Origin of the sequence: Thiorhodovibrio frisius (assembly GCF_033954835.1) — a bacterium.
Classification (GTDB): Bacteria; Pseudomonadota; Gammaproteobacteria; order Chromatiales; family Chromatiaceae; genus Thiorhodovibrio; species Thiorhodovibrio frisius.
In genome coordinates this window covers 1,973,775-2,000,233 of record NZ_CP121471.1, presented here as the reverse complement: position 1 = coordinate 2,000,233, position 26,459 = coordinate 1,973,775, and the positions used below count along the sequence as shown (strand labels likewise).

The 26,459-nt window shown below is 59.3% G+C and carries 24 protein-coding genes; 6 read left to right on the top strand and 18 right to left on the bottom strand.

The window, feature by feature from the left end:
• Positions 1-305: 305 nt before the first annotated feature.
• The 10 genes from Thiofri_RS09375 to Thiofri_RS09330 form a co-directional block, all read right to left on the bottom strand.
• On the bottom strand, positions 306-950 hold the full coding sequence (locus Thiofri_RS09375) for an Eco29kI family restriction endonuclease (protein WP_009148405.1): 645 nt from the start codon (positions 948-950) through the stop codon (positions 306-308).
• Positions 947-2,161, bottom strand: a complete 1,215-nt coding sequence (locus Thiofri_RS09370) for a DNA cytosine methyltransferase (RefSeq protein WP_009148404.1) — start codon at positions 2,159-2,161, stop codon at positions 947-949. Before Thiofri_RS09370 ends, Thiofri_RS09375 begins: the two co-directional genes overlap by 4 nt.
• Positions 2,158-2,544 carry a very short patch repair endonuclease gene (locus Thiofri_RS09365; RefSeq protein WP_040856479.1) on the bottom strand — a complete coding sequence of 129 codons (387 nt, stop codon included), beginning with the start codon at positions 2,542-2,544 and terminating at the stop codon, positions 2,158-2,160. The genes Thiofri_RS09370 and Thiofri_RS09365 overlap by 4 nt, the downstream gene beginning before the upstream one ends.
• 323 nt (positions 2,545-2,867) lie before the next feature.
• On the bottom strand, positions 2,868-3,227 hold the full coding sequence (locus tag Thiofri_RS09360; protein ID WP_009148402.1) for a hypothetical protein: 360 nt from the start codon (positions 3,225-3,227) through the stop codon (positions 2,868-2,870).
• Positions 3,228-3,465: 238 nt separating this feature from the next.
• Positions 3,466-4,440, bottom strand: a complete 975-nt coding sequence (locus Thiofri_RS09355) for an IS5 family transposase (RefSeq protein WP_323706091.1) — start codon at positions 4,438-4,440, stop codon at positions 3,466-3,468.
• Between the two features lie 149 nt (positions 4,441-4,589).
• The gene (locus tag Thiofri_RS09350) at positions 4,590-4,880 is read right to left on the bottom strand and encodes a helix-hairpin-helix domain-containing protein (protein WP_009148400.1); all 291 of its coding nucleotides are present in this window, start codon (positions 4,878-4,880) and stop codon (positions 4,590-4,592) included.
• A 108-nt stretch (positions 4,881-4,988) separates the two neighbouring features.
• Positions 4,989-5,525 carry a GNAT family N-acetyltransferase gene (locus Thiofri_RS09345; protein WP_009148399.1) on the bottom strand — a complete coding sequence of 179 codons (537 nt, stop codon included), beginning with the start codon at positions 5,523-5,525 and terminating at the stop codon, positions 4,989-4,991.
• Between the two features lie 391 nt (positions 5,526-5,916).
• A complete protein-coding gene (locus Thiofri_RS09340) occupies positions 5,917-7,068 on the bottom strand; it encodes an ABC transporter permease (RefSeq protein ID WP_009148398.1) in 1,152 nt (383 codons plus the stop codon).
• Positions 7,065-8,090: an ABC transporter ATP-binding protein gene (locus Thiofri_RS09335; RefSeq protein ID WP_009148397.1), complete on the bottom strand. Its 1,026-nt coding sequence runs from the start codon at positions 8,088-8,090 to the stop codon at positions 7,065-7,067. Before Thiofri_RS09335 ends, Thiofri_RS09340 begins: the two co-directional genes overlap by 4 nt.
• Positions 8,087-9,049 (bottom strand): HlyD family secretion protein, encoded by a 963-nt coding sequence (locus Thiofri_RS09330; protein WP_009148396.1) that lies wholly within the window; start codon positions 9,047-9,049, stop codon positions 8,087-8,089. Before Thiofri_RS09330 ends, Thiofri_RS09335 begins: the two co-directional genes overlap by 4 nt.
• A gap of 479 nt (positions 9,050-9,528) precedes the next feature.
• Here Thiofri_RS09330 and Thiofri_RS09325 point away from each other — a divergent pair, with 479 nt between their 5' ends.
• Together Thiofri_RS09325 and Thiofri_RS09320 are read left to right on the top strand one after the other, a co-directional pair.
• Positions 9,529-10,419, top strand: a complete 891-nt coding sequence (locus tag Thiofri_RS09325) for a sulfurtransferase (protein ID WP_009148395.1) — start codon at positions 9,529-9,531, stop codon at positions 10,417-10,419.
• A 44-nt stretch (positions 10,420-10,463) separates the two neighbouring features.
• A complete protein-coding gene (locus Thiofri_RS09320) occupies positions 10,464-12,509 on the top strand; it encodes a putative bifunctional diguanylate cyclase/phosphodiesterase (RefSeq protein ID WP_009148394.1) in 2,046 nt (681 codons plus the stop codon).
• Between the two features lie 59 nt (positions 12,510-12,568).
• Here Thiofri_RS09320 and Thiofri_RS09315 read toward each other — a convergent pair whose 3' ends face one another.
• Together Thiofri_RS09315 and Thiofri_RS09310 are read right to left on the bottom strand one after the other, a co-directional pair.
• Complete coding sequence (locus tag Thiofri_RS09315; RefSeq protein ID WP_143741871.1) at positions 12,569-13,408, bottom strand: DedA family protein; 840 nt, start codon at positions 13,406-13,408, stop codon at positions 12,569-12,571.
• Positions 13,405-13,578 carry a hypothetical protein gene (locus tag Thiofri_RS09310; protein ID WP_190275806.1) on the bottom strand — a complete coding sequence of 58 codons (174 nt, stop codon included), beginning with the start codon at positions 13,576-13,578 and terminating at the stop codon, positions 13,405-13,407. Before Thiofri_RS09310 ends, Thiofri_RS09315 begins: the two co-directional genes overlap by 4 nt.
• On the opposite strand from Thiofri_RS09310, the gene clcA reads away from it, so the two are divergent.
• From clcA to Thiofri_RS09295, 3 genes are all read left to right on the top strand, one after another.
• A complete protein-coding gene (clcA, locus tag Thiofri_RS09305; RefSeq protein WP_190275805.1) occupies positions 13,568-15,877 on the top strand; it encodes a H(+)/Cl(-) exchange transporter ClcA in 2,310 nt (769 codons plus the stop codon). The genes Thiofri_RS09310 and clcA overlap by 11 nt on opposite strands.
• Positions 15,874-17,421, top strand: coding sequence for a sensor domain-containing diguanylate cyclase (locus tag Thiofri_RS09300; RefSeq protein ID WP_009148391.1), 1,548 nt, complete (start codon positions 15,874-15,876; stop codon positions 17,419-17,421). Before clcA ends, Thiofri_RS09300 begins: the two co-directional genes overlap by 4 nt.
• 78 nt (positions 17,422-17,499) lie before the next feature.
• Entirely contained in the window at positions 17,500-18,615 is a 1,116-nt protein-coding gene (locus Thiofri_RS09295) for a transporter substrate-binding domain-containing protein (protein ID WP_009148390.1), read from the top strand.
• A 58-nt stretch (positions 18,616-18,673) separates the two neighbouring features.
• Here the strand turns inward: Thiofri_RS09295 and Thiofri_RS09290 are convergent, their stop codons facing one another.
• Positions 18,674-20,461, bottom strand: coding sequence for a putative bifunctional diguanylate cyclase/phosphodiesterase (locus tag Thiofri_RS09290; RefSeq protein WP_009148389.1), 1,788 nt, complete (start codon positions 20,459-20,461; stop codon positions 18,674-18,676).
• 194 nt (positions 20,462-20,655) lie between these two features.
• Here Thiofri_RS09290 and Thiofri_RS09285 point away from each other — a divergent pair, with 194 nt between their 5' ends.
• Positions 20,656-21,303 carry a DUF599 domain-containing protein gene (locus tag Thiofri_RS09285; protein ID WP_190275804.1) on the top strand — a complete coding sequence of 216 codons (648 nt, stop codon included), beginning with the start codon at positions 20,656-20,658 and terminating at the stop codon, positions 21,301-21,303.
• Positions 21,304-21,373: 70 nt separating this feature from the next.
• Here the strand turns inward: Thiofri_RS09285 and Thiofri_RS09280 are convergent, their stop codons facing one another.
• The 5 genes from Thiofri_RS09280 to Thiofri_RS09260 all read right to left on the bottom strand — a co-directional run bounded on the left by Thiofri_RS09280 (position 21,374) and on the right by Thiofri_RS09260 (position 26,457).
• Positions 21,374-22,162 (bottom strand): c-type cytochrome, encoded by a 789-nt coding sequence (locus Thiofri_RS09280; RefSeq protein WP_009148387.1) that lies wholly within the window; start codon positions 22,160-22,162, stop codon positions 21,374-21,376.
• Complete coding sequence (locus Thiofri_RS09275; protein ID WP_009148386.1) at positions 22,150-22,938, bottom strand: c-type cytochrome; 789 nt, start codon at positions 22,936-22,938, stop codon at positions 22,150-22,152. The genes Thiofri_RS09280 and Thiofri_RS09275 overlap by 13 nt, the downstream gene beginning before the upstream one ends.
• A 191-nt stretch (positions 22,939-23,129) precedes the next feature.
• Positions 23,130-24,173 carry a rhodanese-like domain-containing protein gene (locus Thiofri_RS09270; RefSeq protein ID WP_009148385.1) on the bottom strand — a complete coding sequence of 348 codons (1,044 nt, stop codon included), beginning with the start codon at positions 24,171-24,173 and terminating at the stop codon, positions 23,130-23,132.
• Positions 24,170-24,763 carry a hypothetical protein gene (locus Thiofri_RS09265; protein ID WP_040855709.1) on the bottom strand — a complete coding sequence of 198 codons (594 nt, stop codon included), beginning with the start codon at positions 24,761-24,763 and terminating at the stop codon, positions 24,170-24,172. The genes Thiofri_RS09270 and Thiofri_RS09265 overlap by 4 nt, the downstream gene beginning before the upstream one ends.
• A gap of 59 nt (positions 24,764-24,822) precedes the next feature.
• Complete coding sequence (locus tag Thiofri_RS09260; protein ID WP_009148383.1) at positions 24,823-26,457, bottom strand: TAXI family TRAP transporter solute-binding subunit; 1,635 nt, start codon at positions 26,455-26,457, stop codon at positions 24,823-24,825.
• Positions 26,458-26,459: the final 2 nt, after the last annotated feature.

The following is a 26,459-nucleotide window of genomic DNA, read 5'->3' as shown; positions in this document are numbered from 1 at the left end:
CTGAAATCGCTTCAGGGTGGTGCCTACACCCCTCTGGCCTACAAGTTTCTCTATGTACGCTTCACCTCTTTTGTTCACGATAGCACCAGTCTCCTGACCAGTGCGTCGCTATCCGCCAGAGGCGCAACACGCGATACGGGTGGGTGGCTAGCCCTTACCCGACCGGGACTTTCACCCGGCAAGAAGCGCGAAGCTTCGCTTGGCGCACTAGCGCCCAAGCTCACCGGCGGTAATGGAGCGCAGCGGAATTGCCGTCCGGTGGAGCGCCTTGTTGGGCCTTCGATTGGCACGGACTACCGCGAGGCTCACGTCGTTATCATTGTGGTGTCGTCGGGGGGTGGATTGTTTCGCAGATAGTCACGCGCTTCACTGACTATCTGTTCTGCCGTCTCGTCGCGCGTTTCGCAGCGATCCGCCCATGGACGGCCCGGGTGAAGCACGTCCCACCGCGGACGCAGACCCGCGTGTCGCCCTTTCCCTGGGTCATGGTTTCCAAAACCGTCGATTAGCTTGTTCCATAATGGATTAAACTTCGCAATCAACAGCGACTCACCGAGGGGGATCCAGATATCATCAACAATCAAATATCGGCAGTGGAAGTCGGCAATATCAAGATTTGAAGCTTCTTCGATGCTTTTTGCGTGTTGCTTTAGCCTGTTATAGAGGACTTTACCGGGCGTCGCTTCTAAATCGCCGCCTTTTCTGGCTCCCTTCGGTACGGCTTTGCCAACGTAAATTGGGACACCAAAACGTTGGTTACGATTTCTTTCCGCAATTACCTCATACCCCTGAAAACCGCCAGTGTAGTAAATGGCATATATACCAGCGCCATCGAAGGCACTCAGGTCTATTAAAGGAACGACGGCCTGTCGCAGCATGCCTTGGCCAACACTTTCCCCCAGATGGCGCTTGGCAAGGGGATTAAACGGAACGACTTTTCGATTCGTCATGCGACGTTCCTACCCCTATCTCGACATATCTTGCGTATCTCCGCTTCCGCGAGACGTTCCGCCACCGATGCCGCCACTCGGCGAGCCAGCGCTACTGGGACAGCATTACCCAGTTGTCGCATGGTTTCAGTCCATGATCCGTGAAACACATACCCATCTGGAAACGTCTGAATGCGCGCAGACTCGCGCACGCTTAGATAACGAACCCCTCCGTTATCCAGAACGATCATGTTTTCGCCACCAGGCACCCCATGATCACCCGCTTTCAACGTTTTCGCCGGCAGATCAAGCGGACTGCCAGTATGCCCTTTGTATGGCTTGGCTCCGTCCTGGAAGTTGTGGTTATGGAGTGCCACCCCTGAGCTCTTCCGTGGATCTGGAATATCAATTAACGCATCCCGGGCCGTGCGCCATGCGCTTTCCTCGATAGGCAGAAGCGAGCAACTTAATTTCTTGATTTTGGCTTCCAGTTTTCCCGGTATGCCAGGACGTTTTGCCTTGGGCACTTTGTGCCTGTCCCAGTATTCTCCAGAAACCCACTGGGAATATAGAAGCGCATCAAATGTATGCGTTGGACGCGGGAAAGACCACTCGATGCCAAGATCGGAACGGAAACCTACGATAAAGACTCTTTCACGCTTTTGCGGAACACCATAATCAGCCGCGTTGACAAGCGTTGGGACAACGTTATAAGTAAGTCCTTTTCCATGAAGCGCGCCCGAAGTCTTTTCCTCCTGCAATCTGGGAAAATGACTCATCCACGTTTCACGGTGTCTTCGGGTAACCTCCGGAAATTCGAGTTGAAGCAGGATGTACTGATAATAATTGGCAAAGCTTGAACGGGTTAGGCCCTTAACATTCTCAATAATGAAAGACTTTGGGCGTAGCTTTCGAACCAACTCGACTGTGGAGGGGAACATGTCCCGTTCATCGCCATACGCCTTATGCTTGCCACCCATCGAAAACGGCTGGCAAGGCGGACCTCCCGCAAGTAATTCAATTCCTTCCGGGACCGAAGTCCAATCAAATTCGCGTATATCCCCCTCCCAAAGCGGCCAATCCTTAACCAACGGATATCCGCGTTTTTGATTTTCCCTGATCGTGTCACAAGCCCATTTATCCCATTCCACAACAGCCAGCGACTCGAAGCCAGCGAGAGATACCCCCATGGCAAGGCCCCCGGCCCCCGCGAAAAGCTCAACTGATTTCATTCTTCACCTTCCTGTTTTTGCAGAAATTCCCTAGCAACGTCCGATACTCGGTCGGTATCCACCATTTGACATTCCCACACAACCAACACGCGCCATCCCAAATCTCTCAACCGCCGTTGATTACGTAAATCCCGCTTTCTATTCTCTTCCAGCTTTGGGTTCCAGAAGTCCAGCTTCGATTTTGGAAGTCTTGCAAGCTTGCATCCCTTGTGGCGATGCCAAAAACACCCGTGCATGAGAATAACCGCGCGCCTCGAAGGAAAGACCAAATCCGGCTTCCCGGGCAGCTCCTTGACGTGTAGGCGGTAACGAAATCCCATTCCATGCACAAGGCGACGAAGTTTCATCTCCGGGGCCGATCCTGTACCCCGAATAAGGGACATTCGCTTGCTTCGTTCTTGCGGGGAGAGCGTGTCCGCCAAATCGTTCCTCACCTAGACGAGCCATCAGCATGAATCTCTGCAAATTTATCGCAATTTCGCTGCGGGGTCTCGTTAGCTCGACTTTGGCCATTTTGGGACTCCCACAGCCAGCTAAGTGCTTGAAACTCAGCAGGGGTGGAAAATTAGAGGGGGTCTGGACGCACGAACGTCGAATCTTGATCCCTCGCTATTTTTCTTGCGCCTTGTCAGTTACTGATCAAAAAGGGGTTACTGGTCAGGGAAAATGGCCAAAGTCGAGTTTAGGCCCAACAGTTAGGCGAAATTTATGGTTTCCAGCGGTAATCCTGAAAATCGAAACAAAATGGCTTCTCCTCGTCCATTGGATAGTACTTATGCAGGCAATATACTTTTGTCACTATGCCTCTTGCATTAAAATCAATGGCAACTGGTGAAAAGCGCAACGTCATTACATCATATTCTTTGCCATCAGCAACCTGCTTTACTTTAAAGTCAAATACATCTGATTCGATAGTTTTATTTACTTTGTAGTATGCGAAGGTCTTTCTCAGTCTTAATATCCCATGGTCTCCATGATCTTCTGTTCCATCTGGCATCAAATGTTCGAATCTTTGACTACGCAAATATAACTCGACAGCATCAAGAGCATCTTTATCAATATACATATTAGGGCCTGGTAACCCTGCTTTTGAACCACTTGACTCGATAATATACGCCTTAGAAAAACCTAGATTTAAGGAAGCGCTGATCTATTCGCCTCGCCGCGTATGAATCGCCCTAACAGCACTAATTGTGTTTTTCGATGGCACGCAAATAGGAATGACTCGCAACAATGGGCGCAAAATCGCTCCGATTTGGCCGTTTCGGCCCCCGCGCCCGGTTTTCGGGCGCACCTCGCCTGTCTCAGGCGAGCAGCGGTTTGCGCAGCAGGTAGAGATTGCTCAAGGCGAAGAGGACCTGCCATTGGACGTTGTTCTTCTTCAGTCCTCTGTAGCGGACCTTGCGATGGCCGAAGAGGTTCTTGATGACATGAAAGGGGTGCTCGACGCGGGCGCGCAAGGATGCCTTCTGCTGCTCGATGGCTTTGATCTGCTCTTTGATCGGGCCGTCCTCGAGGGCTTTGACGCGCCCGCGCTTGGCGGCGATCTGCCAGCGGATCTTGCGCTTGCTCAGTTCATCGCGCTTGTCAGCACCGATGTAGCCGGCGTCGGCAAAGACGGTGCTCTCTTGGCCGTGGAGGAGCTTGTCGGTGGCGCTGACATCGGCGACATTGGCCGCGGTGCAATGAACGCTGTGCACCGCCCCGCTGAACAGATCAGCGCCGATATGGGCTTTCATGCCGAAGTGCCACTGGTTGCCTTTCTTGGTCTGATGCATCTCGGGGTCGCGCGCCTTGCTGGCGTTCTTGGTCGAGGAAGGGGCGGCCACAATGGTGGCGTCAACCATGGTGCCTTCGTTCATCATCAGCCCGCGCTCGCTCAAGTGGGCGTTAACCCGCTCGAGCAGGCGCCCGCCGAGGTCGTTGGCTTCGAGCAGGCGGCGGAACTTCGGCAAGAGGGTGGCGTCGGGGACCCCGGCGTTGAGCAGATCAATGCCCAGGAAACCGCGAAAGGACTGGCTGTCATAGACCGTGTCTTCCAAGGCTTCGTCGGCGAGGTTGAACCATTGCTGCAGGAAATACAGCCGCAGCATGCGCTCCAGCGGCACCGGCGGGCGCCCACGTCCCCGGTTGTGCTCCTGATAGTAGTGTGGCCCCAACTCCTCCAGCAGCTCCTCCCAAGGGACGACCTTTTCCATCTCGGCCAGAAAGCGATCCCGGCGGGTGACTTTCTTCTTGTGCTGATACTCAAGTTGGGCGAACGTCAGTTGCTGCTGCATCGGGGGACTCTCCAGGACGGGGCGGGTCAACAGGAGGAATTTTACCGCTCCGGCCGTGACGGTGCAGGGAATAAATCAGCGTTTCCTTAGTTAGGTTTAGTTCAATTACTTGCAATCAAATCAAACCAGACCCGTTTAACTCTTTTTCTTTATACCTCCTGCAGAATTGAACTATTCTTTCGTTCTTTAGTAAACGACCACCACGGAAGAGGCTCGCCACCCTCCATAAAATGAACAACCGACATAAACACATCAATCACGCAAGGGTCATGCTTTTTACCTGATGCTGCGCATAAATTTTCATACATTTTGAATGGTTCCATTCCAACAAGCTTTTTAGGATGGTCGATACCAATCAAATGAAGATCTGCTGACATCGCCTTTCCAATATTTGGTAGCGCATCCAAGCGTGATACTTTATCTCTGTCTGGATTCTTCATGTTTTCCTATTGCGGCTAACGCTTCACATCACCGGCAGCAAAAAGCAGAGCGAGGGACGAGCGGCGCATTTTGCTGTCCGAGTGCATGTGATTGTTATGTTCTTTTGTTTACCAATAGACGGGGTCATTAAATTCCTTGACGCACACGGGGCGTTCATTAATAGTAGGAATTGGCTCTCCAGTTAAAGATTGGCCAAGCCAGCCAAAAGGCATTGAAAGCTTTAGGGGGGCTTGAATTACTTTTTCCGAAAGCACCTGAAATCCAACCTTTGAATAAAAGGATGGATCTCCATATGTGACAGCAACATTGGCAGAGCGCCTTCTAAGTTCATTAAGCCCGTAATTGATTAGTGACTGCCCGATGCCTTTTCCCTGATATTCAGCGTTTACTGCAACTGGGGCAAGCATGTAAACCTGAATAGGCTTACTAAACTGAAGACGAGTGAAGAAAATCGAACCGACGAGTTTTTCATTTTGGTATACGCCGAGACAGATTATTTCATTGTTGTCGATGTTTGATGCCAAATGTGAAGAAAGGTCGCCAATCAATTTTCCTTCCTTTTCACCCTCTGATGAGGTGAATACAGAAGTGAATAGCTCTTCTATCTCTTTTTGTTTTGATTTGTCCAGAATTCGGTGAATCATCCTTTACCTTTCAAAATCACTGCGCTTTTCGTTTTTGGAACAGTTAACTAGACAGAATGTCGGTCGGGTGTGCTAGACAGATTCGGCCTAGCACTTCGAATCAATGTGAACTGTGGCACCCTGCAGCGCACAATTTGCACACTTTCTTTCCGTCAACAAAAAGCTAGCACATACCGGATAATCGAGCAACTGCCGAGAGCACTTAAAGAACACTCCTGGGAGCGATTCGTTAAGCGCACGCGGACAAAAGGAGTCTCAAGAAGACGGCTGTTCAGTCGCATCTGCGGCGCGCCGAAGCTTGCCTGAAGGCGTTTACCGGTCAGCTTTCTCGGTCAGCACATCCGCGAAAACGTGACCGGCTACAAGCGGAACTGACCAACAAATCCAGCCATCAATCCAACCGCTTCTTAAAGCGCAAGGAGGCAACGAGCAGACCAATCAGCATGAAGCCCAGCAGCCAAAGCGCGTCTTCTTGGATGTCTTCAAGTCCGGCGTCGCGGAGCAAGACGGCGCGGATGGCGCGGATGAAGTGGGTCGCCGGCAAGGCTTCGGCGATGGTTTGGGCGGCGCGTGGCATGCCTTCGTAAGGGAACATAAAGCCCGAGAGCAAAATCGATGGCAGCAGGATGAAAATGGTCATCTGCGTGGCCTGCAACTGGCTCTTGGCGATGGTTGAGAGCACCAGACCAAGCGCCAGGCTGGCGCCGATGAAGACCAGGGTCAGGCAGGCGAGTGCCAACAAACTGCCGTGCAGGGGCACGGCGAACAGCAGGCGCCCGAGGCCGAGAATAATCCCGGCCTGCACCAGGCCGATGGCGACATAGGGCAAAATCTTGCCGATCATCAGCTCGATGGGGCGAACGGGGGTGTTGATCAGCATCTCCATGTTGCCGCGTTCGCGCTCGCGCACGATGGCGGCGGAGGTGAACATAATCATGGTCATGGTCAGGATGATGCCGACCAGACCGGGCACGATGTTGACCACGGTGCGCTGGGCAGGATTGAACAGGAGCGCAATGGCAAAGGTCGGAGTGGTGCGATTGACGGGCTGGCGCAGGAGTGCCGCCAGCGGCATGCCGCGCAGCCCTTTGATGGTGCCGGCGATGACCGTATCGGAGGCATCGACCAGCCACTGCGCGACCGGCCGGCTGGTTTCCTGATCGGTCGCGCGCGGCGTGGCCAGATCTGGGCGCACGCTACCGCTTCGGGCGACCCGCTGGGCGAGATCGGGCGGAATGATCAGGGCGGCGCGCACCCGGCCCTCGCGAATCGCGTCCTCGGCGGCGGGGATGTCGGTATAGCGCTCGGTGAAGCGCACCACCTGGGTGGCTTCGACTGTTTGCGCCAGCACCCGCCCAAGCGCGCTGCCGCTCTGGTCAACCAGTGCGGCCGGGATGTGGCGCACATTGGTGTTGATGGCGAAACCAAAGAGCACGAGCTGAATCAGCGGAATCATGATCACCATGGCGAGCGTGATCCGGTCGCGGCGCAGTTGCAGCAGCTCTTTGGCCAGGATGGCGAGGATGCGTCGGAGCGCGTTCATGGGCGGGTGTCTCCCCTGCCCGGCTCGCTGACCGTTGCGGAATCCGGCCCGGCCTCATGCTCGGTCGGATGCCCCGCCTCAGGCTCGGTCGGTTGCCCGGTCTGCTGCCCGGTACAGGTAACGAAGACATCCTCCAGGCTCGGGCGAACCTGGGCGATCTCGGTCAGGACGCGGGCTTGGGGCAAGGCGCGCAGCCAGGTCACGGGCTGGTCGATGCGCTCGCGCACCAGCACTCGCAGACGGCTGCCGAGCTGGGCGGCGGATAGAACCTCCGGCAGCGCAGTCAGCGTGCTTTTCACCCGGCGCAGATTCGGGCCTTCCACTTCCAGCACATGGGCGCCCATGGCCGCCATCAGCTCGGCCGGCGATCCTTCGGCGCGTTTGTGTCCGGCCTCCAGAATCGCCAGGCGATGGCAGCGTTCGGCCTCGTCCATGTAGTGGGTGGAGACTAAAATGGTGGCGCCGGTGTCGATCAGATCGAACAGGTGCTCCCAGAAGTCGCGACGGTTTTCGGGATCGACGGCTGAGGTGGGCTCGTCGAGAAACAGCAGCGGCGGGCGGTGCAGGGTCGCGGCCGCCAGGCTGAGGCGCTGACGCTGGCCGCCGCTCATGCTGCCGGCGCGCTGCGGCCCGAGCCGTTCGAGCGCATAGATGTCAAGTAGCTCAGCAATGCGTGCACGCGCCTCGCGTGGTGGCAGACCATAGACTGAGGCCACAAAACGCAGGTTCTCAAGCACCGTCAGATCCTCGTACAGCGAGAACTTCTGCGTCATGTAGCCGATGCGGCGCTTGAGTTGTTCGGCCTCGGCGGGCAGTCGGTGGCCAAGCACGGTGATCTCACCGGCGCTCGGCGTCAGCAGCCCGATCAGCATACGCACCGTGGTGGTTTTGCCGCAGCCGTTGGGTCCGAGGAAGCCATAGATGCTGCGCGGGGCGATCTCCAGATCCAGCCCATCGACCGCGAGCTGATCACCGAAGCGACGGCTGAGGCCGCGCGCCAGAATGGCCGGTGCATCGGTCACGGCAGCTCGACCTGCACCGGCACACCATTGGGCAGGTCGGCGGCGCTGTCAGGCAATTGCACCTCGGCCGAAAACATCAGCCGGCTGCGATCCTCGGCATTCAGCGCATAATAGGGCGTGAAGGCCGGCTCGGAGCTGATCCAGCGCACCGCGCCGGTGATGGGCTCGGCCAGGCCGTCGATGCGGACTGTCAGGCGGTCGCCCTGTTTGACCTTGACCCGATGGGGTTCGGGCACATAGACGCGGGCATAGGGCGCCTTGCCGGCGAGCATGACCGCCACCGGGCTGCCGGCGGTGACGCGCTCGCCAAGATTCCACGGCAGACTGTCGAGCCGGCCGTCGCGGGTGGCGGTGATGGTCAGCTCCGCGAGCAAGCCTTGTTCGTAGTCGCGCTTGGCTTTGGCGGCGGCGAGTTCGGCCTCGGCGGCCTGCACATCCTCGGCGCGGGTACCGGCGAGGAGTTCGTTGAGTGCCTGCCGAGCCTGATCCAGGGTGGCCTGGGCGCCATCACGCAGGGCCAGGGTGCGATCCAGCTCCGCCTTGCTGACGGATTTGCGCTCGATCAGATCCTGATTGCGCTGATAGGTGATCTCCGCCTCGCGCAGCGCCGCCTCGGCACCCGCGACCTTGGCGCGGGCGATGGCGATTTCCTCCGGTCGCGCGCCATTGCGCAGCTTCAGCAGCTCGGCTTGCGCCCGCGCCACCTCGGCCTTGGCGCGCTCAACCTCAGCCCGTTGCAGCCGATCATTGAGCCGCACCAACACGGTGCCCTCGGTCACCTTGGAGCCTTCAGCGACCGGCAAGGCCACCACCACCTCGGCGACCGTCGCGGTCAGCGCGATGCGATCACGCTCCAGGGTGCCGAGCGCCAGCGGCGGTCCGCTCTGCCCGCAGCTGGCGAGCAGCAGCAGCGCCAGCAACAGCCAGATCGTTAACGAACGATTCCCGAATCGAGTCATCCTGCATGCCCTGCGTTAATCGTCGCGATGGATCGATGAATGAATGTCATCTTAAACCACGTCGCCAAAATGCTCATGGTTGAACAGCGCCGTTACTCCAGCACTCGCGTGACACCTACGAATCCTGGGCTTACGCGAGCAGCGTCCGAGTTGCTCGATAGGCTTGGCGGCAAAGGTGCCGAGACATAGATTTCGCTCAGAGGCTCACTGGCCCGCCGATTCCGCTCCTCAAAACTTCAAAAAATTGACAATGATCAAACCACCACCCTTCCTGTATATTTGGTTCTTTGCTCTTCCCGAGCAGAGTCTGCGACGTCTGATTCTGGATGCGTCGGTCAAAATTGGCGAGCGAGCGGACTATCCAACAGCGCTCGAAACCCAGATAGGGGTTCAAGCCTCTTGTTGACAAAACTCTAGCCTCATCAGGCCGGCCTGACCAAGCCAGCCTGACCGGGCCAATCTCACCAGAGGGATACGGCATGAAAATGAACAGGCTTTTTCACCACGGAATTCGCGGCGGTCTCGCCCTTGCGTTGTCAGTTCTGTTGCTTTGGGCCCTGCCTGCTGCGGCCGAAACCCTGCGCGTTACCCCCGAGTGGCTGAACGATCATCTGCAACAGCCGGATTTGGTTCTGATCGATGCCCGCGCGCCGGCGGATTATGCCGCCGGCCATCTGCCTGGCGCGGTGAATCTTCCGGAGCTCGCAACCTACCGCGACCGCGGCCGCGACGGGCGCATCGTCGAGCCGCCGGTGATGCAGAAATTGCTGCGCGAACTCGGCGTGCGTCCGGACGCGACCCTCATCGTCTATGACGACGGCAGCCTGCTGAGCAGCGCGCGGGTTTTCTGGACTCTCGAGGTCTATGGGCTAAAAAATGTCCGTCTGCTCGACAAGGGTTTTGCCGGCTGGCAGGCGCGCGATTTTCCTGTCGCAACGGATACCACCAAGCCCGCGCGCAGCGACTATGTTGCCGAGGTCGACCCCACCCGCATTGCCACCCGCTTCACCACCCAATTGGCGATCACCGATCCGGCACAGCAGTTGATCGACGCCCGTTCCCCGGGCGCCTACGCGGGCAAGGTTTCCAAGGCCAAGCGCTTCGGTCATATTCCCTCGGCCATCAACATACCTGTTCATGAGAATCTCGCGCAGGCGCCCGACGGCTCCGCATTGCGCAACCTCGATGAACTCGCGCAAATCTATGCCGAGGTGCCCAAAGAGCGCAATCTGGTGCTCTATTGCGACATCGGGCGGGTCTCCGCCGTCAACTATCTCGCACTGCGCGAACTCGGCTATCAGGTCGCCAACTATGACGCCTCCTGGCTGGAATGGGGCAACGATTCCGGTCTGCCAATCGTCGGGCCTTGAGCGCATAACGGTCATCAACGCAAAGCTGTCCTGAGGAACCCGATATGTGGGAAAAGCTGCGCATTCGCACCCAGCTTATCGTGCTGGTCGGCGCACTGCTTACGCTGGTCGCGCTGCTCGTGCTGTTGCTGACCTTCTGGCTCGATGTCCGCGACCGTCGTGAGATGGCACTCGAACAGGCGGCCACACTGCACCGCGCGTTGAGCCAAGATCTGATCCGCGCGGTGATCGAGCCATCAATCGACCGCCAAGCCGAGCTGTCCTTTCGCCTCGCCGGCTTTGCGGCTCTCGATGCCCTGGTGCTCTTCGGCACCGAAGCGCAGCCCGTCTATCGCTACCAGCGCCCAGGCGCGACCTTCGCCCTGCCCGCAAAGCCAGCCGCCTTGCCGACTCCTGAGCTCAGCGCCACCCATCTGTCGCTGTGCGAGCCGCTCCAGGCCGGCGCCGGCACTTTCGGCACCGGCTGCTATGCGCTCGATCTCGGTCGTTATCACACAGGTCTCAAAGAGCGCGTCCTGTCACTGCTGGTGCTTTACTCGCTCGCGCTCCTGATCGGCCTGGCGCTCGCCTTCGGGATCGGCGGCCTCTACACCCGACCTTTCAGCGCGCTGGCGCGGGTCATGCGCGCCAACGACCCGCGCGCCAACCGCTTCACCCTGGTGCAAACCCGGGCCCGCAACGAAGTTGGCGAACTCTATGCCGGATATAACGCCATGATCGATCAGATTGTGCGCGCGACCGAGGAGCTGCGCTATCTCGGCCATCATGACACCCTGACCGGACTCCTCAACCGTCACGGCCTTTATGTCGCTCTCGAGCGGGCGCTCGACGGTGACCGCTATGGGAGCGACAGCGACAGCGAGAACGACGGCCCCAACTCCACGCAGGTTCTGGTAGAGCTGGATCTCGATCTTTTCAAACTGGTCAACGACAGCGCTGGCCAGCTCGCGGGCGATCATCTGCTGCAGCAGGTTGCGCAGCTGTGTCGCGATCACTGGCCGGCGCCCGCAGATTTGGCGCGCATCGGCGGGGATGAATTCTTCGCGCTGCTTCCAGACTGTGACGAGGAGCAGGCGCGCGCGCAAACCCGGATGCTGCTCGAGCGCATCGGCGAGCTGCGCTTTCGCTGGGAGCAATCGGCTTTCGATGTCACGGCAAGCGCGGGGCTGGTCGCTTTCCGACCCTTTGAATACAACCGCGACGATCTGATCGCCGCCGCCAACTCGGCGCTGAAACAAGCACAACTGCGCGGACACCAGCAGCTGCATTGCCATCGCGCGGATGCCGAACGCCAGCAGCGCGAGAGCGCCGAACGACTCGCCGCTAGCGCCATCAAGGAAGCTCTAAGGCAAGGGCCGGCCCGCTTCGAGCTGTTCGCACAGCCCATCATTCCACTCGCCGATGACAGCGCATCATCGATAAACAACTACGAAATCTTGCTACGCCTGCGCACTGGTGACGGCGAGCTCTTGTCCCCCGGTCTCTTCTTGCCGGCGGCAGAGCGCTATCAGCTCATGAGCGCCATCGACCAGCATGTCTTTGCTGCCTTTTTCGCCGCCATGGAGGAAAACCCCGAACATCTTGCCGAGCTCGGGTTCGCGAGCATTAACCTCTCCGGCAGCACATTGACGCATCCGGACTTCCAGGCCTGGTTCGGAGACACCCTAGCGCGACGGGATTTTCCCTGGCACAAACTGGTGGTAGAAGTCACCGAGACCTCGGCGGTCGGCAACCTCCCGCAGGCGTCGGATTTTATCGCCCGCTGCCGCACCCTCGGCGTGCAGGTCGCGCTCGATGACTTTGGCACCGGGCTGTCGTCCTTCGAATATCTGAAATCTCTGCCCTTTGATCGCATCAAAATCGACGGCAGCTTCATCCGCGATATGCTGAGCGACCCGGTCGACTACGAAACCGTCAGTTACATCCACCAGATCGCCCGGCTGCGCAAGCAGAGCACCATCGCCGAGTTCGTCGAGAACGAAGAGCAGCTCGCCGCGCTGCGCAAGATCGGCATCGACTACGGGCAGGGCTACCTGCTCGGACGGCCACGGCCGCTGAATGAGCGCTTTACCGAACAAAAAGCACCCTAAGGCTCATGGTCCCGTCGTCACCCGAAACATTGACGATGTCCCGTGCGGGTCTTGTCCAATTAGGAGCTAATCTGGCTCCGCCGTCGGATAATGGTAATCAACACAAAAATCAGCAGGCCGACAATGCCGATCACCGTGAGACCCGCGACCCAGGGGTTGACATGACGTAAGGCCGTGACCAGGGCATCGAAATGGAGATCGAGATAATAGATGCCGAGCGCCCAGAAACTCGCCCAAACGATTGCTCCACCGATATTGAGGAGCATAAAACGGCCCCAGTGCATCGCGAGTACGCCTGAAAAGAGCCCAATGAACTGACGCGGGCCATCGACAAAGCGACCGAAGAACACCAGCCATCCGCCATAGCGGTTGAATCCGCGCTCGATGTTCTCAAGGCTGCGTGCTGGAATCGGCAGTCGATTGAGCACAGCGCGACCGCCGGAGCGACCAATCAGATAGCCGATCGTCTGCCCGAGCGCTGTTGCCAGGATGGTGACAAGAAGCAACACGAAGATGTTGAGCTTGCTGTCTGGAATCGCTGCCACCAGGGCGCCAGCCTCCAGCAGAGTTTGCCCCGGCGCCGGGATACCGATGCCCTCGACCCCAACTGCTGCAAACACAGCCCAATAACCATAGCGCTCCAGATAGGGCTCGACGCGCTCGATGTCGCTGGCAATTGCCTTAGCGACTCGGTGCGCTCGCGCATCAATCTTATGTTCGCTGCTACTGTGGTGCTTCACCGACTCGGTAACAGGAGACTGCACCGGCGCGGGTGCCGATTGAGCAAACGCAGTGCTGCCGCTGCCCAGAGGCGCCACGATACCTACCAGCAGGACCAGTAATACTGCGCCTGCGAGGCGGCTGCCAAAAACTTTTAGAATTGTGTGATCTGTGCTCATCGCCGAACTATACCGCAAAATTCCTCCGCCAAGGACACCAGGCATCGTTTTCGGGTATCTTCGCCACCTAGCCAATCAGCAGGTTGAATGTCGAGCTTCTGCTCTTCGCGCTCATCGCTGTTTTCACGCGCCACAGTCACAACCGACACCAAAGAGACGATGCCGGCCATCACCTTTCCCTGGCGACTCTATCTCGCGGCCACCTTGGTTGGGGCATTCGCGGGACTGATCGGCGGGGCCTTTCATGCCCTGCTCGATCAAGCGGCGTCGAGCCGAGACATGCTGCGCGAGCTGCTCGGCTCAGCACCGGTTCCCGGATGGCTGCTGCTGATGCTGCTCGGCGCTCTGGTGCTGGTCTGCGCCATGTGGCTGGTGCGCCGTTTCGCCCCGGAAACCGCCGGCAGTGGCGTGCAAGAGGTCGAATCCATCCTCGCTAGCGCGCGCAAGCTGCACTGGAAGCGCGTGCTGCCCATCAAGTTCGTCGCCGGCACCCTCGCCGTAGGCTCGGGCCTGGTGCTGGGCCGCGAGGGGCCGACCATCCACATGGGCGCGGCGCTCGGTCAGATGGCGAGCGAGCGTCTGGGACCTCGGCCCGGCGCGAATCGCGCATTGATTGCAGCCGGCGCCGCAGCCGGGCTGGCCACTGCCTTCAACGCACCGCTCGCTGCGATCGTCTTCGTCACCGAGGAGCTGCGCGAGCATTTCGTCTATCGCTTCGCAACCATCCAGTCGGTCATCCTGGCCTGCTGCGCGGCGGTGATCGTCAGCGGTTGGATGCTCGGTCAGGGGCCGGACATGCCGATGCCGGACCTGGACATGGCACCGCTGCGCTCGCTGCCATTGTTCCTGCTCCTTGGCATCCTGATCGGTGCCCTTGGCGGACTGTTCAACCGTTTGCTGCTGGGCTCGGTGGCCGCTTTTCGAGCGCTGGGCACGCCGGGAGCCTACACCGCTGCTGCCATGACCGGGCTGTTCCTCGGCGCGCTGATCTGGTTTGCGCCAGCCACCGTGGGTGGCGGTGAGACCCTGGTCGAGAATCTGCTGCATGGTCAGCCTGCGCTTTTCTTTCTGCTCGCATTGCTCGCCGTGCGCTTGCTGACCACGGTCGGCAGCTACGGACTCGGCTTACCCGGTGGCATCTTCGCGCCAATGCTGGCACTCGGCACCATCTGCGGTGCCGCCTTTGCGGTGCTGGTCTCCTTTGCTGCGCCTGCAATCGCGCTGCAACCCGAGGTCTTCGCCGTCGCCGCCATGGGGGCGCTCTTCGCCGCCACCGTTCGCGCACCGCTCACCGGCATCATTCTTGTCATTGAGCTCACAGGTGCCCAAGCCCTGGCACTGCCGATCATCCTCACCTGCCTCAGCGCGACCTTCACCGCCGAAGGCCTCGGCGGGCGACCGATATACAGCTCGCTGCTCGCGCTCCAAAACAAGCCGGCGCCCTGCGCGCCGATTCGGCGAATCTTTGCGGCGGCGATGATCCTGATCGCCTTCATCGCCATCGAGCGGATCGACGTAGCCTGGCAAGGGACCGGCATGGCACCGACCGCCTCGCTGGCGAAGACGCGGTCGGCGGCTGCGGTGACTGTGCCAGCGGACATGGAAAAGCCGGTGCCGACCAGTGTCGTTAGCAAGGTAAAGACCGAGACTGAGAGCGAGTTGGAGTCCTTGGCCGAGTCTGAGATTGAGAGCGACTTAGAGTCTGTGGCTGAGACTGAGACTGAGACTGAGACTGAGACTGAGACTGAGACCGAGACCGAGTTAGAGTCCGTGACGGAGTTGGAGGCTAGAGCTGAGGCTGAAGCAAAGCCCGAGCTAGGCGAAGGAGCCGCGGCCGAGGCCACGGTGTTACCTGAGTCCCCCCGCTTGCCCAGCACTGCCGTCGCACGGGAAGATCAATCGCCGCAGGAAGACGAATTGCCGGAAAGACCGATCAACACTGACACAGACCTGGATGCTGTCAGGGATGCCAGCACGGGCTCTGATGCGGATTCGACCACTGCGACCGCGACAGAAGCACCCAGTGAAGCGCCCACAGAAGCACCCAGTGAAGCGCCCACAGAAGTGCCCAGTGAAGCGCCCACAGAAGCGCCCAGTAATCGCATTGATGCAATCCCTGAAGACGCTCGCTTCACCATCCAGCTGATAAGCTTCCGCGACGCCGCCAGCCTCGCGCGCTTCGCGCAGGACGCGGGCCTCGTCGGCCGGGCACTGCAACTGGAGTCAGACGGCGAGCCTAGGCGCTGGCATAGCGTGCTGATCGGCGCCTATGCAGATTTCGCAAGAGCCGAGGCAGCACTGCGGGAACTGCCGCCGGACCTGACGCGCCTCGATCCAATCATCCGCCCGCTGAAGACCGGCGAGCGGCTCGTGCCCATCCAGGCGCCACCAAAACGGACTTCCAACCCGGTTCGGCTGCCACCGCACCTTGTTATCGACCGCACCAACCGAGGGCTTTCCGCTGTATGAGCTCTGCAACCGAAACCGTTGATTCACGCTCCGCGGCGGTCGACATCGACCAGGCGGCACGGGCCCGCCGCGATCAAGGCGAGAGCGATTCGAAACGCCGGATCAGCGCGCGTACCCGCAACGCCTGGCTGATCTGCGTGGTGATGATTGCCACCATCGCCGCCGCCGGCACGACGCAGCTCGTCGCTTCCCACCGGTTGGCCATCGCCACCGCCACCGAGCGCGCCACGGCCAAAGGCTTTCTGATCGCCGAATGGATCGCAAAATCCTTCGACCTAACCGAGTACGTGCTGCGCGATACCGTCAAGCGCTTCGACGCGGATGAGCTGGTCTACCCGAGCGACAATGCGGGTCTGCATGAGCGCAAGACCGCGCTGATCATCGACAAGGCCGCCTCCGTGCCCAACCTGCTCTTTCTCGGCATGCTGAACGCCAATTGTGTCATCACCCACACATCCATCGGCGGCAACATCGGGCTCGATGCGCAAGAACGCGGGCGCGAATACTGCACCCTGGCCCAGAGCGAGCCAGTTGACGCCTTCAAGATCAGCAACATGTTCACCTCGGTCACCAACGCCATGAACGTGACCGCCTCCATGCCGCTGTTGTCGGCAACGGGACAGCTGGAGGGCTTCGCGCTGGCGGGCCTTGATTTGGGATTCTTCCAGCAGTGGCTGGACCTGGTCGAGCTGGAGCCGCATAACGTCATCGCCATCTTCGACCTGAACTCGCGCCTGCTCACCCGCAAGCCCTTGATCGCTAGTCAGATCGGGCAGCGCGTCGCCGAGGAAAAGCTCAATACGCTGGCTCGCTCGGGTTCCGAGGCGCTGGTTACTCATCGCCTGGTCTCCCCGGTGGATGGCATCGACAGGATCTGGGCCCTGCGCAAAATCCGCGGTCTGCCCTTCATCGCGGTGGTTGGCGAGGAGACCCGCACCGCGCTCGGCGCCTGGCGGCAACAGCTGTTTCTTTACTTGATTGGCGGTGCCATCCTGTGCCTGTCCATCGTCTTTGGCACCCGGGAGTACATCCGCAATGTCCGCGATGCCGCCACCATGCGCGAGCTCGCGATCACCGACACGCTGACCGGCCTGGCCAATCGCCGCCATTTTATGGAAGCCGCCGAGATCGCCCTGGCCAGAAGAGAACGCACGGCTACGCCCATGACGTTGATCCTGGCCGATCTCGATCATTTCAAGTGGATCAACGACAACCGCGGCCACGCAACCGGCGACCGCGTGTTGCGCGAGGTGGCAAGCGTTCTTAAAGACTTAAGCCGCAAGGGTGACCTGGCCGCCCGCTGGGGCGGCGAGGAATTCGTGATCCTGCTGCCCGGCGCCGGCCAAGGTGGCGCGAGGGCCTTCGCCGAGCGGCTCAGGCGCGAGATCGCGGCGCTCGAGTCCGCGCCCGGACGGCCCGTGACCCTGAGCCAGGGCCTGACCGCATGGCAGCCGCAGGACACCCTCGATGACATGCTCAAGCGTGCCGATGCCGCGCTCTACCGCGCCAAGCGGGAAGGCCGTGACCGCGTTGATATCGAATAGATCAGGTCTCGCAGCTGCTGTTTTGCGCAGAGCAAGAATGGGCGATAGGCAATGGGCAATGATATTACGGAGGCCCGGATGCGATATGTTTTGAATCGGCTGCTACTGTTGCCAATGCTTTGCTGGGCCGCTCAAGTTGGCGCCCAGTCAGCAGAAGGCGATGGAACGCTGCAAGAGGGCGCGACAGACCCTGTCGCTTTAGCCGCGCTGACCATCGCGACCCGCGAGGCACCGCCCTTTGCATTCAAGGATGCCGATGGGCAATGGTCCGGCATCGCCATCGAACTCTGGAATCAGATCGCCGAGCAAAACGGCTTCGACTTCCACTACACCGAGCTTGGGCTGACCGAGATGCTCGATGCGACGGCGACAGGTAGCGTCGATGCGGCTGTTGCAGCGCTGACCATCACCAGCGATCGCGAGCAGGATCTCGACTTCTCGCATCCATTTCATACCTCCGGACTGGCGGTCGCTGTGCCGCATCGCAGCAGCAATCTGCTCGCGGTGATTGCTCGCTTGATGTCGCCTGGATTCTTGGTCGTGGTTGCTGCGCTGCTCGCACTCCTGGTCGCTGTCGGAGTGCTGATCTGGCTGGCCGAGCGGCGAAAAAACGACCAATTTTGTCGAGCGCCCCTGTCCGGCATTGGCTCCGGGCTCTGGTGGTCTGCGGTGACCATGACCACGGTTGGCTATGGCGACAAGGCACCGATGACGCCGCTCGGGCGACTCATCGGGATGGTTTGGATGTTTTCTGGCCTGATCGCGATCTCGACCTTCACTGCGGCCATCACGACAGCCTTGACCGTGAATGAGCTGGACACTTCGATAAAAAGCGTCAATGACCTGCGCTCCAAGCGCGTTCTGGCCTTGAGCGGGAGCACCAGCGACAGCTTTCTGGCTGAACAGGGCGTCCGTCATCGAACCGTCGGCGACCTGCCCGCAGCCCTGACGCAGATGGCTGAGGGCAAGGCGGATGCGGTTGTCCATGATGCCCCGATCTTGCGCTATGCAATTGCGGAGGCATTCGCGCAACAGCTACAGGTCTTGCCCTTGGTTCTGCGCCGCCAGGACTATGGCATTGCCCTGCCGCCCGATAGCGAGTTGCGCGAATCCGCCAATGTCGCCTTACTTGAAATTATCCGCTCCAACGATTGGCTGAGGCTCTTGGACCGCTATTTGGGAACCGAGCACTGAGTTCCGTTGCTCAATGCCACCCAATCGCGCTCAAGCAGCCCGCAATTGGGGAAGGCCGTTAGCGCTTGGCGCTGCTGCCAGCAACGCGGTCGTCTTCAAGTAGCTGACTTGCAGGCGTGCTGACGATTTTCGCAAAGGCCGCAGGATCCCATTTCTCCGCCCAGGCGATGTAGTCGTTTGCAGGCATTGGTCTCGCAAGGCCAAAGCCTTGGCCATACTCGCAGCCAAGGCTCGCAAGCGTGCAGGCAATCGCATGTGACTCCACGCCTTCCGCCACAACGGGGCGGTTATTTGCCTTCGCAATCGCCAAGATGCTTTTGACCAGCGCCAAGCTTGCCCTGTCTGAGTCTAGGCGTTTAATGAAACGTTGATCGATCTTGAGTTTATCGATCGGCAAGGAATGAAAGTGAGTCAAGGAGGAATAACCTGTTCCGAAGTCATCAAGTGAAAAACTGATACCCAATGCCTTGCAGCGGCACAAAATCTCATTTGTGCCTTCAAAATTTTCGATTGACGAAATCTCAAGAATCTCGATCTCCAGGTTCTCGCCTGAACCCTCGCCATCGGCGAGCAGTCGCGACAGGTGTTCCGGGAAATCGGGGTTTTCAATCGAGCTGGGATTGATATTCAAACTAAAGGGGCCATTGATGCCTCGCTCCCGAAAGCCTTTGCTGAGGGATAGGACCTTTGTAATCACCCAGCTGTCGAGTTCCCACTCCAGCGTTGTGCCGCTAATCGCGGCAATGACGTCTGAAGGCGAAACGGCTCCCTGCGGTCTAAGCCAACGCAGCAATGCTTCAGCGCCGGCGAGTGTTCCGTCCCTGAAGCTAACCCGCGGCTGCAAGTACAGCTCGAATTGGTCTGTTTGAATCGCGATCTCGATATCCTTCAGCAACTCACGTCGCGACCAGTTTGACTGATGACGCTCCGTGTCGAAGTATCGAACGCGCGACCTTCCGCGTTCTTTGGCGTCGTACATTGCCTGGTCGGCATGGCGCAGCAAAATATCTGGGTCCGCACAGTCTTGCGGGTACAGGGTGACACCAATGCTGGCGGTGACATCAAAACTCTGTAACCGCGTCTGGTAGGCACCATCGATCGCATGCTTCACGTTTCGCACGGCGTCGTCGACAAGAGTATCGTCGATTCCGATTAAAACCCCCGCAAACTCGTCTCCCCCGATTCGCGCAAAGGTGTCCCCCACTCGGGCACAGCTTCGCAGTCGATTCGCAACGCCGACAAGCACCTCATCGCCGACATCGTGCCCATGGCGGTCGTTAATTAACTTGAAATTATCAAGATCAATGAACAGCACCGCAAGATTGCTGGAATCACGCTGCGCCTTTTGTAAAGCCGTATTCATTCGCTTTGCAAAAAGCTGCCGATTAGCAAGGTCCGTCAGTGCGTCGTGATAGGCCAGGCGCTCGATCTGCTGCTGTGCCGTAACAATTTCAGTAATATCTTGTGCGCAACCGATGGATCGTTCAGGCGCGCCTTGGTGATCGTAATAAGTGACCCCGCGGGCTTCCAACCATTTCACTGAGTTCGCGGCTTTTATGCGATAGCGGATGTTATATTCTGTGCCCGAAGTGACGGATGTCTGGTAGGTGGAGTCGACAAATTCACGATCCTCGTCATAAATCAAACTCAAAAATAGCGCGTAATCAGGCTCCAACTCCGTGTCAGGGAGTTCATAAATCGCGTAGATCTCTTCGGACCAGTACAGGCTCTGTTGCTGATGGTCAAGCTCCCAGTACCCAACTCCGGAGAGGCGCTGGGCGTCCTGACGGCGGCGTTCGGCAATGCCGAGTGCCTCAGAGAGCAAACTGATGAGTTGTTTGGTCACGGTGCGCGGCTACACATGGAATGAGCGCTCAAGGGTGCGCCTGGTCGGATAATCTCGCAATCTCGTTGAGCAGGGTTTCGGTATCACGCTATGGAGTGTGGCAATATGTCGAGAAAACGAATCGGCGAGCTTCCCGGCAGCGCCCCGGAATTCTCCCCTGCCCTGCTTAAAGGCGTAAAGATGTGTCCTCAATCGTGATTTCCCAAAATGCACTGGAGATCGGCCTGTCCGGCTCCGCCATCAGTCTGCTTCTACTCTACCATCTGTTTCACGCTTGGGAGGTCCGCGCACGACCCGAGCGCACCTCGTTCGGGCGCAATTCCCAGGCACGGGCGCGCTGGGCGGTACATGTGATGCGCAAAGGCGCGGACATTCTGGCAGTGCAGACGCTGCGCAACTGGACCATGGGTGCCACGCTGTTGGCCTCCACCGCAATCGTTCTGGCCCTGGGTATCCTGAGCTTTGCGCTCAGCACGGACGGGGTGGATCAGCTCAACAGCATCGTGCATATCGCCGGGGTGCGTAGCCATAGCTTGGCGGTGATCAAGGCGTTGCTGGCGGTCTTTATCTATCTGATCGGCTTCGTCAGCTTTTCGCTGTCCATTCGATTCTACAATCACGCGGCCTTCCTGCTCAATCTGCCACCGCTGAAGGGCGAATCCGCCGACCCCGCAGCGGCTATCCACGCGATCCGCCGCGGGGCTGGCGCCTACAATTTCGGCATGCGCGCCTACTATATTTCAATCCCGCTGATGCTCTGGTTGCTCGGCCCGATCTGGTTTTTCGTCGGGGCTGTGGTGATGATCTTGCTGATCTACCGGCTAGATCACGAGTACGGCTGAGTCGACGCACGCATGCGCTGCGTGTTATCGGCATCCCAATGGCATGTAATGACTCCGTCTGAGCGAGCAGTCAGCCCCCGAAGAAATTCGACCAAAAGGAATCACGCGGATCCCTGGGGCGACCCTGCTGATGCATGAATTCGCAGACATCGAAGGCTTGGGTATCGCTGAGGCTGAACCCTTTCCCCAAGGGCATATTGGCTTTGACGAAGGCCGCGCAAGTCGGCACCCGTTGCATCCCGGCACCGCGATTGAAGCTATCCGCCCCCCACAGCGGCGGAAACTGGTACATGCCATCGGCGCGCTTGCGCCCCAGACCATCGACACCGTGACAAATGACGCACTGCTGTTGAAACACCAGTTCACCACGCGCGGCCGACGGGGCCTGCACCGGCTCAACCGAGACAAAACCGGCGCCGGCCAGGGTCACACCGATCGGAACCTCGTATGAGAGCCAGTGGGCATAGGCCGTGATGGCCTTCACCTCTTGCGAATCCAGCGTCGGTGCCTGGCCGTTCATGCTGTATCGGAAGCAGTCCTGAATCCGCTCCCCGAAGCTCACCACTCGCTTGTTCTTGTTGCGGTACTGAGGATAGCGGCCATAGGCGCCCCAGAGGGGAGCACTATAGGGCTTTCGACCTTCGTTGAGATGGCAGTTGGAGCAGTTCAACCCATTGCCGACGTAGCGCGACGCATAGCTTTGGGTATCGCTGAAAACCTTGCGGCCCAACTCGATCAAGCGCCCATCATGCCCCTCGGGGATATCATAGACGCTGGGTGGCACATGAAACTCGCTCGCCTGTGCGCGGGCGGCGCCGGTCAGCATCATCAGCAGCAGGAACGAGACTAATCGGACCATGGCCAATCACCCTGGTAGCCGGGCCAATGGCTCGCGCGATTGGCAAAATAGGCCGCGACATTCGCCTTGTCGGCGTCGGTTAGTTGGTTGGCAACGGCCCGCATCAGGCGCTGTGGGCCGTTGTCGCGCAGACCGCTCTGCCAATGGTCGATCTGGGTGATCAGATAGGCCGCTGGCTGCCCGGCCAGCGGCGGAAAATCGGCCTCGAAGCCCTCGCCATTAGGCCCGTGGCAGGTGACGCAAGCCGGCAGCCCGGACTCGGCCTTGCCCCGAAGTGCGAGGTCTTGGCCCTGCTCAAGGGTTTGTCCGTCCGCTTCGACGGGAGTCGCATCGAACGGCAAGGACGCAAAGTAAATGGCCAAATTCCGGCGAGCCTCCTCGGTCAACAAGCCCACGATCGGGCTCATCACTGGATCATGGCGGACTCCGGGAGGGAAGGCAGTCAGATCGGAGTGGATAAGCTGCGTGGCGCTGTCCTTTTGCGTGATCGGCTTAATGCTCTCCCCCTCTGCCGGCTCGGTCCGGGCCAGGTCCTCAAGCTGTCTATAGAGATACAGCGGATGCTGCGCAGCTAGCCGCGGGAAGACGCCAATGCCCTCGCCCTTCAAGCCATGACAGCTGACACAAGGAGGGACGCCGCCGCCTCCCTGTTTTGCCAGTTGCTCGCCAGCCTCGCGCGCCGCAGCCAAGCGCGGATCTTCCAAGTGCGGACCTTCTTCCGAACAGCCACTCAAGGCAGCGGCGAGCAGCACAAGAATGAGGGGCGCGTTATTCATGCGCTTATGAAGCACTCAAGGCCAATTGGTGGCGCAAGATGCAGATCCCGGTCGTCAAATAACGCTGATTGAGTCGCAGGGATTAACACGCACCATGCCCTGTTGGTTCAGATAAGGCCGAGAGTATGAGCCAAGAATTGATCACTATCAATACCACAAAGTTTCAATGCCGCGATCCAAGCTCGACTCAATCATTGGCTATCTGTTGTCTCAACGTCATCGCCTTCGAGATCAAACGTCCAGGCGGTAATGCCGCCCTGCATATTGGTGGCCTGATAGCCTAAATTGCTGAGCAGGAAGGTGGCGACCGAGCTGCGCCGACCAGAGCGACAATAGACCACATACTCTCTCTGCGAATCGAGTTCCGCAGCGCGCTGCTTCAACTGGGAGAGCGGCATTAACTGGGCCCCGGGGATGCGCATCTCGTCATATTCCTCCTGCATGCGCACATCCAATAGCCTGTAGCCACGCTCGCGCATCGTCTTGGCGACATGGACATCGACCTCACGCAGCATCGGTTGCGCGAGCAGTCGCTTAAACTCGTCGCGCTCCAATGTCATCAGCAGACAATCGGCGGTCAAACGGACGGTCACCGGGCTTGGGCTACCCATCAGCAGCCCCTCTTCTCCGAAGCAGGTGCCAGGCCCTAAATCTTCTGCCTTCATCGGGATGCCTTCTTCGTCGTCGATTCGCCACAGCTCGGCGGCACCCTCGAGCAGGACGAAGAAGTGGTTGGACTCACGGCCCATTTTGACCGGTTCTGCTCCGGCATCGAGCCGTTGCTCCCGCAACAAGGTCAATGCCTGCTCGACATTTTCCAGCGGCAGTTTGCGCATCAGGCTGGTGTGGCGCAGCGTTTCCATGCGCTGATCGCTGAGGGAGCTGGTTTCGAGCAGTTGCTCCTGCGCCAGCAGAATGTCGAGCAAATCCAGATCCAGATGACAGAGCAAACTGTCGTCGATGGCGCTGATTTCGATCTGCGCCGGCGACGAGGGCATCACCAGCGAACGCTCCGCCGAGCGCGCCGGATCCCAGATCGCATCACCAATCTTCACGCGCCCCATCACGACCAGAAGCCGATCCTGCGCGACGCTGCCGCCAATGCGCAGTTGTTCGCCTTCACGCAACTCGAACAGCCGAAACACGGGCAGCGAGGTCTGCAGCGCCTCCACAGGGACGCCGCGGAACTCCCCGAACCGCTGATGCATGAGTTCAATAATCTTTTTGTTGTTCATAACGACCCTAGTTTGAATAGCTTTGAAAATCCGAAGTTAAGCCGGTTGCAATGGATAGCGTCAGGGATCTCATCGGTTGGTGGCAAGGAAACTCGGGCCATGACCTCGGCGAGTTGCGAGAGGGCGGCGTTGGTTCGCGCAAAGCGCTCGTGCTCGGGGAGCTCAGAGGTGTCAATGAGCTGTGCTAAATCCGTGTATAGCGCGACAAGCTGCTTTTCTTTTGCCCCGTCGATGTCACCTTGGCGGCCACCCTTGGCAAAGACGGCTCTAATCTCTGCCACGAGTTGGCTGAAAGCTTGCAGCAGTTGGCGCGGGCTGCGGCTTTCCCTCACAAACAGAGGGCTTGGGGCGTGAGCGGTGGTCGATAAGGCGTTATTGAATTGTTGCTCCAAGCCGTCTTCGGCGCCGATAGCCGCCGTTGGCAGCAACGCGACGAAGAGCAGCCAGCCGGAAAATAGCAAGCTTTCCACCCTGGGCACTGCGGAATTCAGGCGTCCGGCGCCGCTGAAGTATTTGCGAGGACACATCAAGGAAACGGTCATTTTCATCGATCGAAAATCCCTCGCGTCGAAATACTCAAAGTTGAACACTCGCCCAGCTTAAGCGATGGCTTGAACCCGAGACTAGGGGGAGATACCGGCAGAGACGCTCATTCCTGCCTAAAGGCAGCCGGAACGGCTGGTTCCTCTGATGGCGATAACGAAAATCGCCCATAATACGCGATGGCCGCCGGGTGCAGCGGGATGGTCAGCCCGATCTCGGCCGTCTCGGGTGTAATCTGCGAACCCGCCGCGCTGCCGGCAGCAACAAAGTCGATGCGGTCAAACAGGGCCGTGAGCACGCGATCCACGTCTGCCTTCGGCAGTGACTCGTTGGCTGCGAGCACGGCGGTCACCGCAACGGTGGCCACTGGCTCGCGTTGGCCGGGATAGGTGGCCGCAGGCAGCAGGATGGGGACATAGCCTGCGCCTTCTCGCGTCAGCATCTCACGCAGTTCCGCGCTCAGCGGCAGCAAGCGAATGCGGCCTTGAGCAGCGGCTCGCTGCAGGGTGCGGGCAGGAGCGCCGATGGTGGCGATGACGGCATCGGCCTCGCCGTTGTTGAGCAGGTTCAAGCCACCGGCGAGACCGGTCTCATGGATGGCGCCAAGGTCGGTGAGTTCGATGCCGGCAGCGGCGAGCAGCGCGACAGCGTTGAGGTAGGAGCCGGAGCCGGGATCGCCGATGTCGACCCGTTTCCCGGTCAGATCCTGCACGCTGGTGATCTGCGAATCAGCAGCGACGATGACGTGCAGCGGCTCCGGGAACAGGCTGGCCAAGGCATTCAGGGTGTAGTGCGGGCCAAGCACCGCGAAGGGTTCGGCACCTAGAAGAGCTTGGGCGGCGACGTTGTTCTGCACCAAGGCGATGTCGACCTTGCCGGTACGCAGTAGCTCCAGGTTTTCCTTGCTGCCGCTGCTCTGGGCCGCGCTCGATAGCGTCCCCTCGGCGGTTAGCTCATCTGCCAACAGCTGCGCCACGCGCGCATATTCGCCGTCCGGTGAGCCACCGGCGATTAGCAGGGCGCGTTCCAGGCGGTCGAGTCGCAGCGTGATGTCATCGTAGGCGCCATCCAGCACCTCGGTGATGATGCGCTTGCGCTCCTGGGAATCCTTGCCGGGCTTGGTCAGCAGCGCGTTGATTTGCTCGATGATGCGGCGCGATTCCTCGGCGCCGGCTGGACCTGTGCTCGCGACACCAACCTCTGGATGAAAGACATCCACCGGCGTCCAACCCTCGGCGCCTTTCTCAAAACTCACGCTGCCGCGGACGTAGACTTGGTCGCCGGCGCTGTTACCGTCCTGTTTGAGTCCGTCGATGCCACGCTTGGTGGCGCCAAGCAGGTTCGTCAAGGCGGCGACATTGAGCGTGTCCCAGGACGAGAAATCCAGGTCGCGGGCCATGGTCAGCACGGCGTTGTAATAGACGATGCGACGCTTGAGTCCGTCCGCGCTCGCGTCCAGCGGGCCGCTGCCGAGTCGCCGCAGGCGCGTGATCTCGACGGCATCGGCACCGAGTGCCTGGGTGAGGCGCTGCTGCACCACCTGGGTAACGCCGGACTGGTCTGGACCCTCGATGCAGCCGGTCAGCAGCAGCGCGAGCATCGCGGCGGCGAGAAGCTGCATGATGCGAGGCAACGCGAACCTGGCTGCAATGCCATTGATCATGCCAGTGATCATGCCAGTCAGAGTAGCAGTGGAGATGCCGATGGAAATGCGGGCTGGGATGCGTGCTGATGTAACCATGT